This is a genomic window from Aeromonas sp. R7-1 (genome assembly GCF_040908115.1).
GTDB lineage: Bacteria > Pseudomonadota > Gammaproteobacteria > Enterobacterales > Aeromonadaceae > Aeromonas > Aeromonas caviae.
In genome coordinates this window covers 18,457-35,096 of record NZ_JBFODD010000050.1, presented here as the reverse complement: position 1 = coordinate 35,096, position 16,640 = coordinate 18,457, and the positions used below count along the sequence as shown (strand labels likewise).

General features: G+C 61.7%; 14 protein-coding genes. 7 read left to right on the top strand and 7 right to left on the bottom strand.

Annotated elements, in window-relative coordinates; translation table 11 throughout:
* Positions 1-54 precede the first annotated feature (54 nt).
* Positions 55-603, bottom strand: a complete 549-nt coding sequence (gene syd / locus AB5Y51_RS13850; protein ID WP_069785577.1) for a SecY-interacting protein — start codon at positions 601-603, stop codon at positions 55-57.
* A 105-nt stretch (positions 604-708) separates the two neighbouring features.
* On the opposite strand from syd, the gene queF reads away from it, so the two are divergent.
* The 7 genes from queF (at position 709) to AB5Y51_RS13815 (ending at position 9,784) form a co-directional block, all read left to right on the top strand.
* Entirely contained in the window at positions 709-1,557 is an 849-nt protein-coding gene (gene queF, locus AB5Y51_RS13845; protein WP_052816320.1) for an NADPH-dependent 7-cyano-7-deazaguanine reductase QueF, read from the top strand.
* Between the two features lie 116 nt (positions 1,558-1,673).
* The gene (locus AB5Y51_RS13840) at positions 1,674-3,944 is read left to right on the top strand and encodes a hypothetical protein (RefSeq protein ID WP_221435978.1); all 2,271 of its coding nucleotides are present in this window, start codon (positions 1,674-1,676) and stop codon (positions 3,942-3,944) included.
* Between the two features lie 85 nt (positions 3,945-4,029).
* The gene (locus AB5Y51_RS13835; RefSeq protein WP_042015871.1) at positions 4,030-5,631 is read left to right on the top strand and encodes a diguanylate cyclase; all 1,602 of its coding nucleotides are present in this window, start codon (positions 4,030-4,032) and stop codon (positions 5,629-5,631) included.
* A gap of 158 nt (positions 5,632-5,789) precedes the next feature.
* A complete protein-coding gene (ppnN, locus tag AB5Y51_RS13830; RefSeq protein WP_010673382.1) occupies positions 5,790-7,145 on the top strand; it encodes a nucleotide 5'-monophosphate nucleosidase PpnN in 1,356 nt (451 codons plus the stop codon).
* 127 nt (positions 7,146-7,272) lie between these two features.
* Positions 7,273-8,070, top strand: a complete 798-nt coding sequence (gene xni, locus AB5Y51_RS13825; protein WP_042015872.1) for a flap endonuclease Xni — start codon at positions 7,273-7,275, stop codon at positions 8,068-8,070.
* Positions 8,071-8,212: 142 nt separating this feature from the next.
* Positions 8,213-9,220: an isocitrate dehydrogenase gene (locus AB5Y51_RS13820; RefSeq protein ID WP_010673380.1), complete on the top strand. Its 1,008-nt coding sequence runs from the start codon at positions 8,213-8,215 to the stop codon at positions 9,218-9,220.
* A gap of 120 nt (positions 9,221-9,340) precedes the next feature.
* Positions 9,341-9,784, top strand: a complete 444-nt coding sequence (locus tag AB5Y51_RS13815; RefSeq protein ID WP_103260657.1) for a hypothetical protein — start codon at positions 9,341-9,343, stop codon at positions 9,782-9,784.
* 66 nt (positions 9,785-9,850) lie between these two features.
* On the opposite strand, the gene rlmM is transcribed toward AB5Y51_RS13815, so the two are convergent.
* From rlmM to dinB, 6 genes are all read right to left on the bottom strand, one after another.
* Entirely contained in the window at positions 9,851-10,945 is a 1,095-nt protein-coding gene (gene rlmM, locus AB5Y51_RS13810) for a 23S rRNA (cytidine(2498)-2'-O)-methyltransferase RlmM (RefSeq protein ID WP_010673378.1), read from the bottom strand.
* Complete coding sequence (locus AB5Y51_RS13805) at positions 10,938-11,324, bottom strand: DUF423 domain-containing protein (protein WP_010673377.1); 387 nt, start codon at positions 11,322-11,324, stop codon at positions 10,938-10,940. The genes rlmM and AB5Y51_RS13805 overlap by 8 nt, the downstream gene beginning before the upstream one ends.
* A 43-nt stretch (positions 11,325-11,367) precedes the next feature.
* A complete protein-coding gene (locus AB5Y51_RS13800) occupies positions 11,368-12,003 on the bottom strand; it encodes an alpha/beta fold hydrolase (RefSeq protein ID WP_042015876.1) in 636 nt (211 codons plus the stop codon).
* Positions 12,004-12,015: 12 nt separating this feature from the next.
* The gene (locus AB5Y51_RS13795; protein ID WP_029313926.1) at positions 12,016-12,936 is read right to left on the bottom strand and encodes a transcriptional regulator GcvA; all 921 of its coding nucleotides are present in this window, start codon (positions 12,934-12,936) and stop codon (positions 12,016-12,018) included.
* A gap of 286 nt (positions 12,937-13,222) precedes the next feature.
* Entirely contained in the window at positions 13,223-15,358 is a 2,136-nt protein-coding gene (locus AB5Y51_RS13790) for a methyl-accepting chemotaxis protein (protein ID WP_042015878.1), read from the bottom strand.
* 67 nt (positions 15,359-15,425) lie between these two features.
* Positions 15,426-16,478: a DNA polymerase IV gene (dinB, locus tag AB5Y51_RS13785; RefSeq protein ID WP_368178600.1), complete on the bottom strand. Its 1,053-nt coding sequence runs from the start codon at positions 16,476-16,478 to the stop codon at positions 15,426-15,428.
* Between the last annotated feature and the right edge of the window lie 162 nt (positions 16,479-16,640).

Genomic DNA, 16,640 nt, shown 5'->3' with positions numbered 1-16,640 from the left:
CGCATTAAAAAGAGAGGGCCTTGCCAGGTGGGCAAGGCCCTCTCTTTTGGGGCATCACTGGGGCAAGGTTTCCAGTCGCGCCAGAAAGGCCGGCAACGAGGGAGCCAGCGTCAGGCGCCGCCCGGAGTCCAGCCACTCCAGCCACACCTGGCCGCTCTCGTTATCGAGGGAGACCAGCGTCATCTCGTTGCGGGTCGTGGCAATGAAGAGTGAAGGGGATCGCTTCAACTTGCGCAGCATCAGCAGGTGGCCGATGAGGTTCTCCTTGAGCAGATCCAGATCGGCATCGTTCCACGGCAGGATGAGTTCGATGCGCAACCCCTTGAAAGAGCAGGACAGAGGGCGGCTGAACCAGTGGCCAAACAGGGCGATGGCGCTGGGATGCAGGGTCAGCTCCAGGGCGTTCGCCATGGCCGTGAAGTCGGCTGCCTGCTCCCGCTGGAACGGACGCCAGGCGACTCGACCCTCCCTGGGTTCATCCAGCTCGCAAGGAGAGCGCCAGTCGGCCTCCCAGTCGCACAGGGGCAGCCCCCGCCTTCCTTCGCCATCGCGCTGCCAGCGTAAAAAGAACTGCTCCAGGGCAGACAGGACTTGATCCGACATCGATATTCCCCACAATAGCGGCCTCTGATGGCCGCAAGTACCTGATCGAAAAATCGGGCCATTGCACCATCAAACCCCTTATCAGACAAGCGTGAGCAAACCAGCATGAGCAAACAAGAGAGATACGCCGGCGCCAGTGCGCTGCAAGGCCTGAGCCTGGGGCAGCAGTCCGCCTACATCAGCCAGTACACCCCGAGTCTGCTGCAGCCCGTGCCACGCAGCCTGAACCGCGACGATCTTGGCCTGAGAGGTGAACTGCCCTTCCAGGGGTGCGACGTCTGGACCCTGTATGAACTCTCCTGGCTCAATGCCAAAGGCAAGCCCGTGGTTGCCATCGGGGAGGTCTTTGTGCCGGCCACCAGCCCGAATCTCATCGAGTCCAAGTCGTTCAAGCTTTACCTGAACTCCTTCAACCAGACCCGCTGCGACTCCCTGGAGGCGGTGCAGGCGCTGCTGGTTCAGGACCTGAGTGGCTGCGCTGGTGCCCCGGTGAGCGTCACCCTCTTCACCCTCGACCAGGCCCCCCACCAGATAGCCCAGTTGCCCGGTGAGTGCATCGACAGCCTGGATATCGAGGTGGACGGCTACGAGTTTGACGAGACCCTGCTGCAAGGGGCCGCCGGTCACGAGATCGTGGAGGAGACCCTGCACAGCCACCTGCTCAAGTCCAACTGCCTGGTGACCAGCCAGCCGGACTGGGGATCCGTGGTGATCCACTATCGCGGCCCGCGTCTCGACCGGGAGAAGCTGTTGCGCTACCTCATCTCGTTCCGCCAGCACAACGAGTTCCACGAGCAGTGCATCGAGCGCATCTTTACCGATCTCAAGCACTTCTGCGCCCCGGAACAACTGACCGTCCATGCCCGTTACACCCGCCGCGGCGGCCTGGACATCAACCCCTTCCGCAGCGACTGGGAGCCGGTTCCGGCGAACCTGCGCCTCATTCGCCAGTAATCACCGGCGCCGCCATCCTGCGGGCTGCGGCCCGCTGCGCATCACCTCAGTAAACTCTGGACGGGCGGGGGTGGGCTTGGATAACATGCCTGCACCTCCGTGCCGTTCTTAATCCAATGAATCAACTGTTTTTTCTGGCAATGATGATGTCCTCCCTGTCGGCTCCTGATCTGGATCTGGCCAAGGAGCAGTTGTCCATCGACCTGCAGCAGGCCCAGACCCTGGTGCTGACCGATCCCGCCAGATGTGCCCAGATTGCCACCTCCTTCCTCGAACGCACGGCCAACAATCCCAAGCAGATCATCAGCAACCGTCAGGAGTACGGCTATCGCGAGCCGATGCTGAACTACGGTACCGCCACCCAGACCACGGGCGCCTATCTGCTCAAGGGGGAGTGTCTGCAGCAGCTAGGGCAGTTCGCACCGGCACAGGAGTCCTTTGAGCAGGGCATCGCCATGGCCGAGAAAGAGCAGCAGTTCGAGTTGCAGGCACATGGGCTCTATCTGCTGGTTAGAAGCCGCAACCTGCAACAGCATACCCATGGCGCCGCGGCCCCCCTGCTCGACAAACTCGACAAACTGCTGGCCAATCCCGACCTCAAGGAGAGCCAGTTGCAGGTCTACAGCCGCTTGCTGCGCGTCAACGCCAGCATAGAGGAGCGGCAATTCGATCTCGCCAAACAGCAGCTGGCCGAGACCCGCAAATGGGCGGATCACGCCAAACAGCCTCTGGCCAGGGCCTGGACCAGCGCCGTGGGCGGGGATCTCTATCAGGCGCTGGGTCAGCCCCAGCTTGCACTGGGGGAGTACATCGAAGCACAACAGCAAGCCAAGCCCCTGCAGGATCCCCTCTTCCTCGGCCTGCTCTCGAACCAGATGGTCAGCCTCTATCAGGAAGAGCAGGAGCCACAAAAAGCGCTGCAATACGCCAGCGAGGCGGCCAACTATTTTCATGCTCTCGGTAATCCTTCCATGCTGAGCGACGCCCTGATCGTGCTCGCCCGTCTCAACCGGGATCAGGGCGAGATGAACATGGCGCTGGTCTATTTCTTCAATGCCCTCGACCTGCTGGACGAGAGCAGCAACCGTACCCGCATCGCCCATCTCAAGTTCGAGATAGGCAAGACCTACCTGCAGACCGGCAACCTCAACCTGGCGCGAAACTACCTGAACGCCGCACGCCAGTCCCATGAGCTGGGGGATGACAAGGAGTCGCTCATCGACACCCTGCTGTTGCTGGGAGAGCTGCACCTCAAGCAGCAGGAGGCGGGCATCGCCATCCTGCAGTTGGAGAACGCTCTCACCCTGGCCAACCGGATTGGGGACATCCGGCGCCAATTCGAGATCTTCCGCCTGCTCTCCGTCGCCTATGAGCAGAAGGGTTACCTCCAGCAGGCCCTGGAGAGCTACAAGAATTACCACCAGCGCAGCGAACTGGTTCGCCAGCAACAGCTGGCGCTGGAGCAGGAGGCGGTGCGCGACAACTACGCCCAGGTGGAGCGTGTGCAACAGGTCAAGGAGCTGGAACAGCAACTCGACGTCAGCCAGCACCAGCAGGAGCGATACCTCTGGACCAGCGTCAGCACCGGGCTGCTGCTGGCACTCTTCATCTATCTGTTCTTCACCCTCTGGCTGAAACTGCGGGTCGCACGCCTTCATGCCAAACAGCTGGGGGAAGCCCTGCTGGTAGAGCCGCGCAGCGGCCTGGCCAACTGGCAGCGACTGATGAGCCGCTGGCCGCGGGAGATGGCCAAGCGCCAGCAGAAATCCGAGCGCTGGTACCTGAGCGAACGCCCCACCAGCGAATTTGACGACAAGCTGCACTACCTGCTGTTCCGGGTTCCCTTCCTGATCAACAGCCTGGAGCAACACGGCTATCAGGTCAGCCGCGAGATAGAGCAGGCCTTCGGCCGCTACGTCAACGAACTGACCCCGCAAGATGGCCGCATCTACGACCTGCGCGAAGGCCACCTGCTCTATGTGGTGCCCCAGCGCCACGTGGCCCAGTTGCATCAGCTGGCCCAGACCCTGCTCGACACCCTGGCAGCCTTCCCCTGCGAGCACCCGCTGGACAGGCGCATCAGCCTCGGCATCGTCAGCCATCCCTTCCTGCCCAAGGCGGCCATGGCCCTCGATCACCACGGCCTGTTCGATCTCTGCTACCTGGCCCTCTCGGGAGCCATTCAGCTCAGCGAAAAATGCCAGCAGAGCGTCTGGCTTGAGCTGGCTGCCATCGATTGCCAGCAGGCCGCATTTTTTAACGGAGATGTGTGGCAATGCTGCTTGATGGCAATTGACAAGGGACTGGTAAAAGTAAATTCTTCTCATGAAAAGCAATGGGTTAACTGGCTTGCGCTTTCACGGACGAAGGTTGCGGACAATCCGTGACAAAAAGGTACTCAACGGGGTCTTTGATTGGCTTTCTGTTGCTGGACGAAACAAAAACGATAATGACAACAGGGCGACCTGAAGAATGAATGATATGGCTGCCGTAACAGGACAACTGGCAAGACTCAGGGAATCCCTCCAGCAGAAACAGCAGGAGCTTGACGGCATGGCGAGCTTCTCCGATGCCGAACGCACCCGCAGTATCCAGTTCATCGGCAAGCTGATGCAAGCCTGTCGCGGCCACGATCGCGAGCTCGACAACCGGCTCGCCAAGCTCAAGCAGAAACTTGAAGGCAACCCTCCTCTTACCTCCATCGATGCCGATCTGAACGCCATCGAGAAGCTGTTGCAGCAGCACAGCCACACCATGGAAGAGTCCATCAGCCTGACCCGGGCAGCCATCGATCTCGGCAGCAAACAGCTCAAAACCATCAAGGGGTTTCCGGAAGATACCCGCCGCGCCCTCAAGGAGTTTCTCGCCAGCCCGGAGAGTTACGGCATCGGCGATCACCAGAAGAAGGTGATCCGGCTGCTGGAGTTCTACCAGCAGGCGATCAAGATCCAGCTGCTGCCGCGCAAGCCGCTGATCCCCCCTTCGGCGGAGATCCCCACCGAGCTCTCCAGCCCGGCCCCTACCGACTCCTTTGACGTCAAGGCACATGCCCAGATTTCAGACGAGTTGCAGCGTCTCATCACCGAGCTCGACTTTGCCGGCGCCGTGGGCGAGAGCCTCGCAGACATCCGCCGCCAGTTGCTCGGGGGCATCACCCCTGCCCTGCTGGCCGAAGTCTGCCTGCAGATCATCGAACTCATCATCGAGGGTACCCGGGAAGAGCGCAAAGCCTCCCAGGCGTTTCTCAGCACCCTGAACGAGAGTCTCTCCTCGGTCCATTACAGCTTTACCGAATCCCTGGATGAAGGGCGGGCGCTGCAAAATGCCGCCCATCTCAGCGGACAGGCGCTGGAGCGGGAACTCGCCGCCATCGATCGCGCCATGGCAGCCCATGACTCGCCACAAATACTCAGGGGCGCCATTTCTGGGCATCTGGACACCATCCGCCGGCTGCAGCAGGAGCGGGAGGAGATGGCCAACCGCGAGCGCCACCTGCTCACCCACCTCTCCAACATGGAAGCCAAGCTCAGGTTGATGAAGGACGAGACCGCCGAGTACAAGAAGCGGCTCACCATCCAGAAACACAAGCTCTTCCTCGACAGCCTGACCCAGGTACACAACCGGGCGGCCCTGGACGAGCGGCTCGAGCTCGAATACAAACGCTGGCTACGCTATGGCACCCCCCTGTGCCTGGCCATCATCGACATCGACCACTTCAAGCACATCAATGACAACTACGGCCACATGGCCGGCGACAAGGCATTGAAGGTGGTTGCCAAGGCCCTGCAGAACGCCTTGCGCGACACCGACTTCATCGCCCGCTTTGGCGGTGAGGAGTTCGTGGTCCTGCTGCCAAACATCAATCCGGACAAGTACCAGAAGCCGCTGGAGAACCTGCGTCAGACCATCAAGAGCATCCCGTTCCGCTTTCGCGATGCCAGGGTCGAGATCACCATCTCCATCGGTGCCACCCTGTTTCGGACCGGCGACCATACCACGGATGCGTTCGAGCGTGCCGACAAGGCGCTCTACAGTTCCAAGCACTCCGGCCGGGATCAGGTCAATCTCGCCTGAATCCGCTTTGAGGGGCGGCTAAAAAAGCGGCAAACGCACAGTCCCCCTATTCCCCTGCCCACCCCCTTGCCTCTACTATCGAACCCGAGGGATGCCAAAGCATCCCGTTTTCTCCCCAGGGAAAGCACAACGATAACAAGCGAGTGAAAGGGGAAATTATGATTACACACATCAATCCCGTGGGCAGCATGGACCTGCTGTCCCAGCTCGAGGTGGATCGCCTCAAGCAGACGGCCTCCAGCGATATCTATCAACTGTTTCGCAACTGCTCGCTGGCGGTCCTCAACTCCGGCAGCCATACCGACAGTTCCAAAGAGATACTGGAACGTTTCAAATCCTTCGATATTCACGTGATCCGGCGCGAGCGCGGGGTCAAGCTCGAGCTGTTCAACGCCCCCGAGCACGCCTTCGTCGACGGCGAGATCATCCGCGGCATCCAGGAGCACCTGTTCTCCGTGCTGCGGGACATTCTCTATGTGTCGACCCAGCTCGAGTCCAATCGTCTGGTCAACCTGACCAGCTCCACCCATATCTCCAACGTGGTGTTCGCCATCCTGCGCAACGCCAAGGCGATCCTGCCCGGCGCCGATCCCAACCTGGTGGTCTGCTGGGGCGGCCACTCCATCAACGAAGTGGAATACCAGTACACCCGGGCAGTGGGTAGCGAGCTGGGTCTGCGCGAGCTCAACATCTGTACCGGTTGCGGTCCGGGTGCCATGGAGGGCCCCATGAAAGGGGCCGCCGTCGGCCACGCCAAGCAGCGGGTGCGCAACGGCCGTTACATCGGTCTCACCGAGCCTTCCATCATCGCCGCCGAACCGCCGAACCCCATCGTCAACGAGCTGGTGATCCTGCCGGACATCGAGAAGCGGCTGGAAGCCTTCGTGCGTCTGGGTCACGGCATCATCATCTTCCCGGGCGGGGTCGGCACTGCCGAGGAGCTGCTCTACCTGCTCGGCATCATGATGCACCCGGCCAACGATCGCCAACCCATCCCCATCGTGCTGACCGGCCCGAAAGAGAGCGCCGACTACTTCCGCGCCATCGACGACTTCGTCAAGGCAACCCTGGGGGAAGCCGCCACCAGTCTTTACCGGATCATCATCGGCGATGCGCCCGAGGTGGCCCGCGTGATGAAGGAGGCGATGCCGAAGATCCGCGAATACCGCAAGTCGGTGGGAGATGCCTACTCCTTCAACTGGTCCCTGCGGATCGAGCCCGAGTTCCAGCTGCCGTTCGAGCCGGATCACGCCAGCATGGCCAGCCTGGATCTGCATCGCAACCAGCCGCCCCAGCTGCTGGCAGCCAACCTGCGCCGCGCCTTCTCAGGCATCGTCGCAGGCAACGTCAAGGAAGGGGGCATCAGGGCCATCGAGAAGAAGGGTCCCTTCAAGCTGCACGGCGACAAGGAGCTGATGCACCTGATGGACAGGTTGCTGGAAAGCTTCGTCAAGCAGCAGCGCATGAAGCTGCCGGGCAGCCAGTACGTTCCCTGCTACGAGATAGTCAAATAGTCGGGACATCACAATGCACCGCACCGGAGGGGCCCATGGGCCCCTCTTTCATTGACTGGTCTTCTACGGGGTTAGCAGGAGACGCCACCATTGTTACAATGGCCTCCCCCGACGCCCGGAGTGCCCCATGCCACACCTGCTCATCATCGATGCCCTCAACCTCATCCGCCGACTGCACGCGGTGCAGAGCCAGCAGGGACTGACCCCGGCCCAGGCCCTGCTCGCCACCCGAGCCAACCTCATCAACACCTGCAAGAAGCTCCTGGCGGCCAGCGAGCCGACCCACGCCATCGCGGTCTTTGACGGTGAGGTCCACAGCTGGCGCAAGACGCTCTATCCCCCCTACAAGGAGGGCCGCACCCCCATGCCGGATGAGCTGAGGGAAGGGCTTGCCGACCTGCAGGACGCCTTCTGGGAGTGCGGTGTGGATGCCCTGCTCTCCCAGACCGACGAGGCGGACGATCTCATCGCCACCCTGGCAAGCGGCATTGCCCAGCACGGCGCCAGCGCCACCATCATCTCCACCGACAAGGGGTTCTGCCAGCTCATCTGCCCGCAGATCCGGGTGCGGGATTACTTCAACAAACGCTGGCTGGATGCCGCCTTCGTCCAGCAGCAGTACGGCGTTACACCGACCCAGCTTGTGGACTTCTGGGCCCTGACCGGTATCGGCGGCTCCAACATCAAGGGGGTGCCCGGCATTGGCCCCAAGACCGCCACCCAGTTGCTGCAGCAATACGGGGACCTGGCTGCCATGCTGGAGGCCTGTGAGCGGGAGGAGGCCACCAGACCCCTGCTCAAGCTGCGCCAGCACCGGGAAGAGGCCCTGCTGGCCCAACGCCTGGTCCGGCTGCAGCACGATATCCCGCTCGGGTTCAACCTGCGGGAGATCCGCTACCCTCCCGTCCCTGATGCCGGGGCGTGATCCCCAGCACACCATTTCCCAAGACAGGCCGTACCTGTTGACATAAATGGGTAAAATGTAAAGAAACATGGAGGATGTGGTGCAAAAATGGTATAAAGCCGACGAATCCTCCCCCTCTGTTCCCTAGAAGTGGATACGCCTCATGTCAAAAAGAAAGATTACCGTCATCCCGGGCGACGGCATCGGCCCCAGCATCATCGAATCCGCCATCCAGATCCTGACCCACGCGGGTTGTGACTTCGACTACGAATACGCAGACGCCGGTCTGGTAGCCCTGGAAAAACATGGCGAGCTGCTGCCCCAGGCCACCCTCGATCTGATCGAGAAGAACAAGGTCAGCCTGAAAGGCCCGCTCACCACTCCGGTCGGCGGCGGCTTCACCTCCATCAACGTCTCCCTGCGCAAGAAGTTCAATCTCTACGCCAACGTGCGCCCCGTCCTCTCCTTCAAGGGCACCAAGAGCCGTTACGACAACATCGACATCATCACGGTGCGCGAGAACACCGAAGGCATGTACTCCGGTGCCGGCCAGAAGCGCAGCGATGACAACCAGAGCGCCGAGGCGATGAGCATCATCACCCGGGAAGGGGCCGAGCGCATCGTCACCTTCGCCTTCGAGCTGGCGCGCCAGGAAGGACGCAAGAAGGTCACCATCATCCACAAGGCCAACATCCTCAAGTCCACCTCCGGCCTGTTCCTGGAAGTGGCCCGTCAGGTCGCGGCCCGCTACCCGGACATCCAGAACGAGGAGATGATCGTCGACGCCGCCTGCATGAACCTGGTGATGTACCCGGAGCGCTTCGATGTGATGGTCACCACCAACCTGTTCGGCGACATTCTCTCGGATCTCTGTGCCGGTCTGGTGGGGGGGCTGGGCATGGCGCCGGGCGCCAACATCGGTGAAGGGGCCGCCATCTTCGAAGCGGTGCACGGCTCTGCGCCGGACATCGCCGGCAAGAACATCGCCAACCCCACCTCGGTGATCCTCGCCTCCATCCAGATGCTGGAATATCTCGGCATGCAGGACAAGGCGGAGCGCATTCGCGAGGCCGTGCGGGCGACCATCGAGTCCGGCGATAGGGTGACCCGTGACCTGGGGGGCACAGCGTCCACCAGCGAATTCACCCAGGCCATCATCGACCGTCTATAAATAGAATCCAACCATATGATTTTAAAAGGGAGCTTCGGCTCCCTTTGTTTTATGCCAACGCCTCCCTACCTCCCTCGCCAGATGAATACTATGTTGATATGAGGGATAAGGAGATCCACCATGCGTGCTACTTTCATCTTGCTGATTGTCAGCAGCAGTGCCCCGGCATTAGACAGGCCAGTCGACAATGCCTGGTTGACGCCGCCTCCCCAGCACGAGGCGCCAGCCAAGCAGACCTGGCAATCCACTCTGGATACCAACGATCTGCTCAAACAGCCCAAGCCGCTCTCTCTGGGGGTGGATATCACCACCGACAGCAACGGCAATCGGCAGGTCACCCCCTATCAGAAGCTGAACCTCACGGCAGAGAAGAGCGTCAGCCTCTCCTTCGAAAAGCAAAAGCCCAGGATCAAGTTCAACGCTGGCGGCATCAACACCTCGGTCAAGCTTCGCGGGGATGGCGTCAAGATGCAGTTCAACCCCAGTGACAAGACCATTCCCCTGCAAATTGAGCTGAAGATCACCGACGACGAGTCCATGATGCGTCTGGACTACCGCTTCTGATGGCCCAGACACAAAAAAACCGGACGTCACCGTCCGGTTTTTTCATGCCCTGTTCCCGATGCTGCTTCAGGACTTGGGGGACAGCTTGGAGACCCAGAACTTGTTGTAGACGTGCACCGTGATCTCTTCGCGATCGTGATAGAGCTGTTTGGCCTGAATGATGAAACCGCCGTCGATCTCGGCCAGCAGTCCGCGCAGCACCTCGATGTTGTGCACCGCCTCGGCGTAGCGCTTCTTCATCGGCAGCTTGAGGTTGAACATGGCTTCCTGACAGTCGTTCTCCCTGAACCAGTCGGCCACCATGTGGGTCACTCGCGCCGGCTTGTCCACCATGTCGCACACCAGCCAGTAGGTATTCTTCTTGCTCGGCCGCCACACGAAACCATCGTCACGGATATGCTTCACCTGACCTGTGTCCATCAGGGATTGGGCCATCATGCCGTTGTCCACCGCCGTCACCATCATGCCGCGACGCACCAGCTGATAGGTCCAGCCACCCGGGCAGGCGCCAAGATCCACGGCCTTCAGGCCGGAGCACAGGCGCAAGTCCCACTCTTCCTTCGGCACGAAGACGTAGAACGCCTCTTCCAGCTTGAGGCTGGAGCGGCTCGGGGCATCGGCCGGGAAGCGCAGGCGCGGGATCCCCATGTGGAAGGCGGAGTTGTTGAAGGAGTAGGAGTACCCCAGCATCAGGTGGTCATTGGCCAGGAAGAAGGCGTGGAACACAGGACGGTTCGGGGTCTCCTTCTTGGTCAGGATCTCGTTGCTGCGCAGCGCCTGGCGAAGCGGCACGGTGAACTTGCGGCAGAAGGCGGAGAGCTCCTTCGCCTCGTTGGTGTCGGCCGTCTCCACCCGAAGATCCCCGCAGATGGCGTAGCCACTCGCCGCCTCCAGGATGGGAGAGACTCGATCGCTTATTTCCAGATCTTTCAGCTCGTGGGTCACCACCAGCATCTGGCGAATGAAGATGAGCTCGCGGAACGGCAACTTGCGCGCCAGCAGATCGGCCTGCTCCTCGTCATACAACTCGAAGATCACATAGCCGCTGTCGTCCTTGACCCGGGCAAAGCCGTAGCACTGCATGTTGCCGGCACGCTCGGTGATCTCTGCCGCCGCCTCTTTCTCAAAACCCGGGCGGCAATAAAGCAGCAGATTATTCATTCTTTCCTCCAAGACGACAGCCGGCCCACATCAGAGCCGCCCATCCCAACATAAAACAGAGGCCACCAGCCGGGGTGATGAGCCCCAGCCCCTTGCTGCCAAGCAGCACCATGGCGTAAATACTGCCGGAGAATCCCAGGATCCCCAGCACAAAGACGGCGCCCGCGAAGGTGATCACCTTGCCGCGCACGCCGCACAACCCCAGCACCAGCAGGGCCAGGGCGTGGAAAAACTGGTATTGCACGGCGGTGTTGAACGCCGCCAGCAACGAAGGGGCGATGCCGGTCGCCGCCAGCCCGTGAGCGCCGTAGGCCCCGAGCATGGTGGCCGTCAGGCCGAAGAAACCCGCCAGCACCAGCCAATGTCGTTGGATCTGCATCTTCTCTCCTTGCACGCTTCTTCTCTCGACCCGCTCGAGATGGTCAGGAGCGCCCCACCGCCGCGATAAAACCCTTGATCCGCTCCGCGGCCAGGCGCAGGTTCTCCTGCTCGCTCATGCCGCTCGCCTTTCTCGGTTTGAAACCATGATCCCCGTCGGTCAGCCAGTGGACCGATACGGCGGGTGAGAAGGGGAAATCGGCCAGCTCGGCGCGGGAACCGAAGGTATCGCGCTCCCCCTGCAGCAGCAGTGTGGGCGTCGTGATCTGCTTGAGCACCTCGCCCCGCCATGCGTCGGGCTTGGCCGGGGGGTGGAAAGGATACCCGAGAACGATCAATCCTGCAGCATCCATCTCGTCGCCCCCCTCGCAAAACAGCTCGGCCGCCATCCTTCCCCCCATGGACTTGCCCGCCAGAAACAGCCGGGGATGGGCAAACTGGCGCACCATCTCGCGCCAGTGAGCCAACAGCACGGGTTGTCTGTCCGGCGGCCTGCGTTTGCCGTCCTGAGCCCGTTTGGTCATATAGGGGAAGTTGAAGCGCACCACCTCGATCTCCGGCCCCGCCAGCAGTCGCGACAACTCGGCCAGGAAGCTGTGCTCCATGCCCGCCCCCGCGCCGTGGGCCAGCAGAATGCGAACGGGGGCGTCACTCGCCCCCTCTCTTGTCAGGTCAGTCACTAGGTCAACTCCTCAGGCATCGGCAAGGCGGGCACGCCTGCGGGCCTCTTCCTGCTCCACCAGTTCCAGCATCCAGTCACGGAAGGCCACTATCTTGCCCTGATCGGACTGCTGCTCCTGACACACCAGATAGAAAGCGTTCTTGCTCACCAGCACCTGCTCGAACGGGCAGATGAGACGACCCGCCTCGATCTCCGGCTGGGCCAGCACGCTGTGGCCGAGCGCCACCCCCTGACCGTGGATCGCCGCCTGGATCACCATGGTGGAGTGGCTGAAGATGGGCCCCTGATTGACATTGGGGGCATCGATGTCGAGCTGGCGGAACCAGGCCTTCCAGTCGCGCCGGGAGGTGTCGTGCAGCAGGGTGTGGCGGGTCAGATCGTCCGGGGTGCGCAGGGGCTTGGGGCCGGTCAGCAACAGGGGCGAGCAGACCGGGATCAGGTACTCGGTGTGCAGCTTGTCCGAACGAAGACCCGGCCAGTTGCCGCGGCCGTAGTAGATGGCCACGTCCACATCGTCGGTCAGCGACCCCTCGTCCATGTCCACCGCCTTGATCCGCACATCAATGTCCGGGTGGCGTTCGCTGAACTTGACTAGGCGGGGCACCAGCCACTGGATGGCGAAGCTCGGCTGCAGGGAGACGGTGAGCGCCCCCTTGGCGCTGCGGGCCAGCAGCTTGTCGGTCGCCTCGGAGATGGAGGCAAAGATGTCCTTGATATCGAGGAAGTAGCTCTGCCCCTCCTCGGTCAGTAGCAGGGAGCGATTCTTGCGGCGAAACAGTTTGATGCCGAGATACTCCTCCAGCGCCTTGATCTGGTGGCTAATGGCTGCCTGGGTCACGAACAGCTCTTCTGCTGCGCGGGTAAAGCTCAAGTGACGAGCCGCGGCTTCAAACGCTTTCAGTGCATTGAGCGGAGGTAAACGACGAGACATGGAATCGGCCGACGATGAATTTTTCTAATGGGGCGCATTATAAATTGTCGGTTGCGGGTCGACCAGTGAATAAACATAATTCGCCACGCAATTCGTTGTCATATGGCTCACACCTTCTCTTCCATGTTGGTTTTCATGTGGTTTTTGTGAGTGAGTCGACAGTGATTGTGGTGTTGTGTTTCTTCCTCTGCGGGAAGAAGGGCTAAATCAGGTCGATTTAACCCAGTCTGTCATCTGAATGTGTTTGGCGCCTCCGGTTGGATGGCGCCTTTTTTCTTATCCTCCCCTACACCCGGAACTGGCCCACCAGTTGCTGCTGCTTGTCCGCCAGTTGCGACAGCTCGCGCCCGTTGTCGGCGGAGGTCGCCGCTTCCGCCCGAATGGTATGGCTCACATCGCGAATGTTGCTGACGTTGCGATTGATCTCGTCCGCCACTCCGCTCTGCTCCTGCGCGGCCCTCGCGATCTGCTCGTTCATCTGGTGGATGGTGCCGACCGCCTGGATGATCTGCTCCAGCACGCTGACCGACTGCTCCACCTTGGTGAGGGTCAGATCCGCCTGGTGATGACCGGTCAGGATCGCTTTCACCACCGCCTCCGTCCCCGACTGCAACTGGCCGATGAGGTTCTGGATCTCGACGATGGCGTTCTGGGTTCGGCCCGCCAGGTTGCGCACCTCGTCGGCGACCACCGCAAAACCGCGCCCCTGCTCACCGGCTCGGGCCGCCTCGATGGCCGCGTTCAAGGCCAACAGGTTGGTCTGCTCGGCAATCCCCTGGATCACCACCAGGATGTCGTTGATGTTGTCGCTGTTGGCGGAGAGGTGCTCCACCACTGGTTTGGCATCGCTTATCACCGTCATCAGTCTGGACATGGCCTCCTGGGTCTGCGCCACCACGGACTTGCCCTCCTGGGCCGCCGTGTCGGCTTCATCGGCCGCCGCCACCGCCGCATTGGCATTGCCGGCGACCTGCAGGGCGGTAGCGCTCAACTCTTCAAACGCGGTCGCGACCAGATCCACCTCCTGATACTGGGACTGCATGCCAGCGCTGGTACGGGCTGCCCCTTGCGCCGCCAGGGCCGCACTGGCCCGAGTGCCCGCCACGGTGTCGATCACCTGGCTGATGGTGGATTGCAGCTTGTCCAGGAAGTTGTTGAACCACTTGGCCAGCTCGCCTATCTCGTCATCCCTGCGCAGATCGATGCGCTGGGTGAGATCCCCCTCCCCGCTGGCGATGTCCTTGAGGCGTGCCACCACGGCGCGGATGGGCGCCACGATGCGCTGGGCCATCAGCCAGATGCAGAGCAGGGCGAGCGCCGAAATCCCGCCACCTATGGTGAGCTGGGTGGCCACGCTGCGCTGGGCCTGATCCTCAAGCTCCCCTTGCAGTTGCAGGGCCGAGGCGAGCACCACGGCACGGGGCAGCTCGATATAGATGCCCCACTTGCGATCCGTACCGCGCATGCTGACCGGCACGAAGGTCTGCAACAGTGCGCCATCCGGGCTCCAGCGCGTCACCACATCTCCCTTGGTCAGCCACCCCTTGAGATCCTGCGCCAGCCCTTGCTGCTCCAGCAGATTGCCAAGGGCGACCGGGAACCCTTCCACGCCGGCCACCCGCCCTTCACTGCTGAGCAGGAGCACCTTGCCCTGCCCCTTGTAGAGGGTCCGGCCCATCTCTTCCACCAGGCTCTGCAGGGTCCCCAGGGAGATGTCGACCCCCACCATGCCAAGCAGGGAGCCCTGGTCCAGCAGCGGCACGGTCACCGAGGTCATCAACACCTGCTGGGTCCCCACCTCGTCCACATAGGGTTCGAGCAGACAGAGCGCCTTGCTGCGGATGCTGCAACTGTACCAGTCGTTCTCAAGGCCGCCGTGTCCGGAGGGCTTGTCGTTGGCCAGCATCGCCTCGTCCATCACCTCCAGGTTGACCTTGCCGTCGACCCTGGCCCAATAGCTGGAAAAACGCCCCTTGTCGTTGGCGCCAAGCGCCGTCGACCCCTGATAGTTGTCATCCTCCCCGTCGAGCTGGTTGGGTTCGAATACCGCATAGACACCGAGCAGGTTCGCTGACGACTCCGCCGCATCCTGCAACTGCTGGTTGACGGCATTGCGCAGCGCCTCGGAGTGAACGAAGTTGTCGGCCGCGTTCTTGCGCTGGAACAAGATGCCCTCGGCAAGCAGGGTCGCCCTGAAGTAAGCCTCATCGAGGTAGCTGGTCACCCGGGCTGCCTGGGTCGCCCCCATGGCCTGCATCCAGTTTTCTGCCGCGTGCTGCCCCTCCAGGGTGGTGGAGGTGAGCACCTGCTCCTGCATGCGGGCCGCGTTGAAAAGAGAAGAAGCCACCAGCGCGACGGCACTGGCCAGCAGACAGCAACCGGCGATCAGGGTGATCCGTCCCTGAACAGAAAGAGAACTCATGCCACTATTTCCTAACGTCTACAGATGTGAACACTGTATCGGTTTTGGATACAAAAACTTAACTAAATCAGCAGAGATCCAGGCTTAATTGATTGATTTCACCCACTCCGGGCAAACCAACGACCAGACCGAGCAGGCGAATGGGCTTTCCTTGAGCCCGTTGCAGTCCCTCGTGCAGCAGATCGTGGAAACGGGCCGCCTGATAACTCCCCTTGCGGTAGACGGTGGTCTGGTGAAAATCGGCAAACTTCAGCTTGATCCCCTGCCCCATCAGCATCTCCGCAGGGCAGGCCTTGGCAAAACGCTGCTCCAGCTCGGGAATGAGCCGGCTGAGCACCTGCCAGCAGGCGTCCTCGTCCAGAACGTCACTGGCGAGCGTCGTCTCCACACCGATGCTCTTGCGCACCCGCCTGGCCTGCACCGGCTGATCGTCATGCCCCCAGATGCGGCCGGCCAGCATCTCCCCGAGCTTGCCGAAACGGGCGATCAGCTCCTCGTTGCCGAGCTGGCGGGCATCTTCGCACGAATACAGCCCGAGGGACTCCAGCCGCTCTGCCGTCTTGCGGCCGATGCCGGGCAACTTGCCAAGAGGGAGCTGACGCACGAACTCGTCCACCTCCTGGGGGCGGATGACGAACAGGCCATCAGGCTTGCGCTGCTCGGAGGCGAGCTTGGCCAGAAACTTGTTCGGCGCCACACCGGCCGAGGCAGTCAGCCCAAGCTCGGCGCTGATGGCGGCGCGGATCTCCGCCGCCATCAGGGTGGCGCTGCCACCGCAGCGGGGACTCTGGGTCACGTCGAGATAGGCTTCATCGAGGGAGAGCGGCTCCACCTGCTCGGTGTAGCGCAGGAAGATGGCGCGCAACTGGCGTGAAGTTTCTTTGTAGACGGCCATCCGCCCGGGGATCAGCACCAATGGCGGACAAAGCTTTCTGGCCAGGGCGCTCGGCATGGCGGAGCGCACCCCGAAGCGGCGCGCCACGTAGTTGCAGGTGGAGATGACCCCGCGTCGGTCGGCGGCGCCACCAATGGCGAGCGGCACCTCCCTGAGGGCCGGGTTGTCCCGCATCTCCACCGCGGCGAAGAAGCAGTCCATGTCGATGTGAATGATCTTGCGCATGGCCGTGTCTGTTGCTGTGTCGGTGCCGGTCGCGTGGCCACCAGGGGCACGGCCTGCCGACGACACCACTGTATAGATAACCAGTCGATTGAATCATGCTACCCCACCCCTGTCATTTCTACCAGTCTGCGCGCGGGCGCGGCGGCATAGACTCTCAAGGCC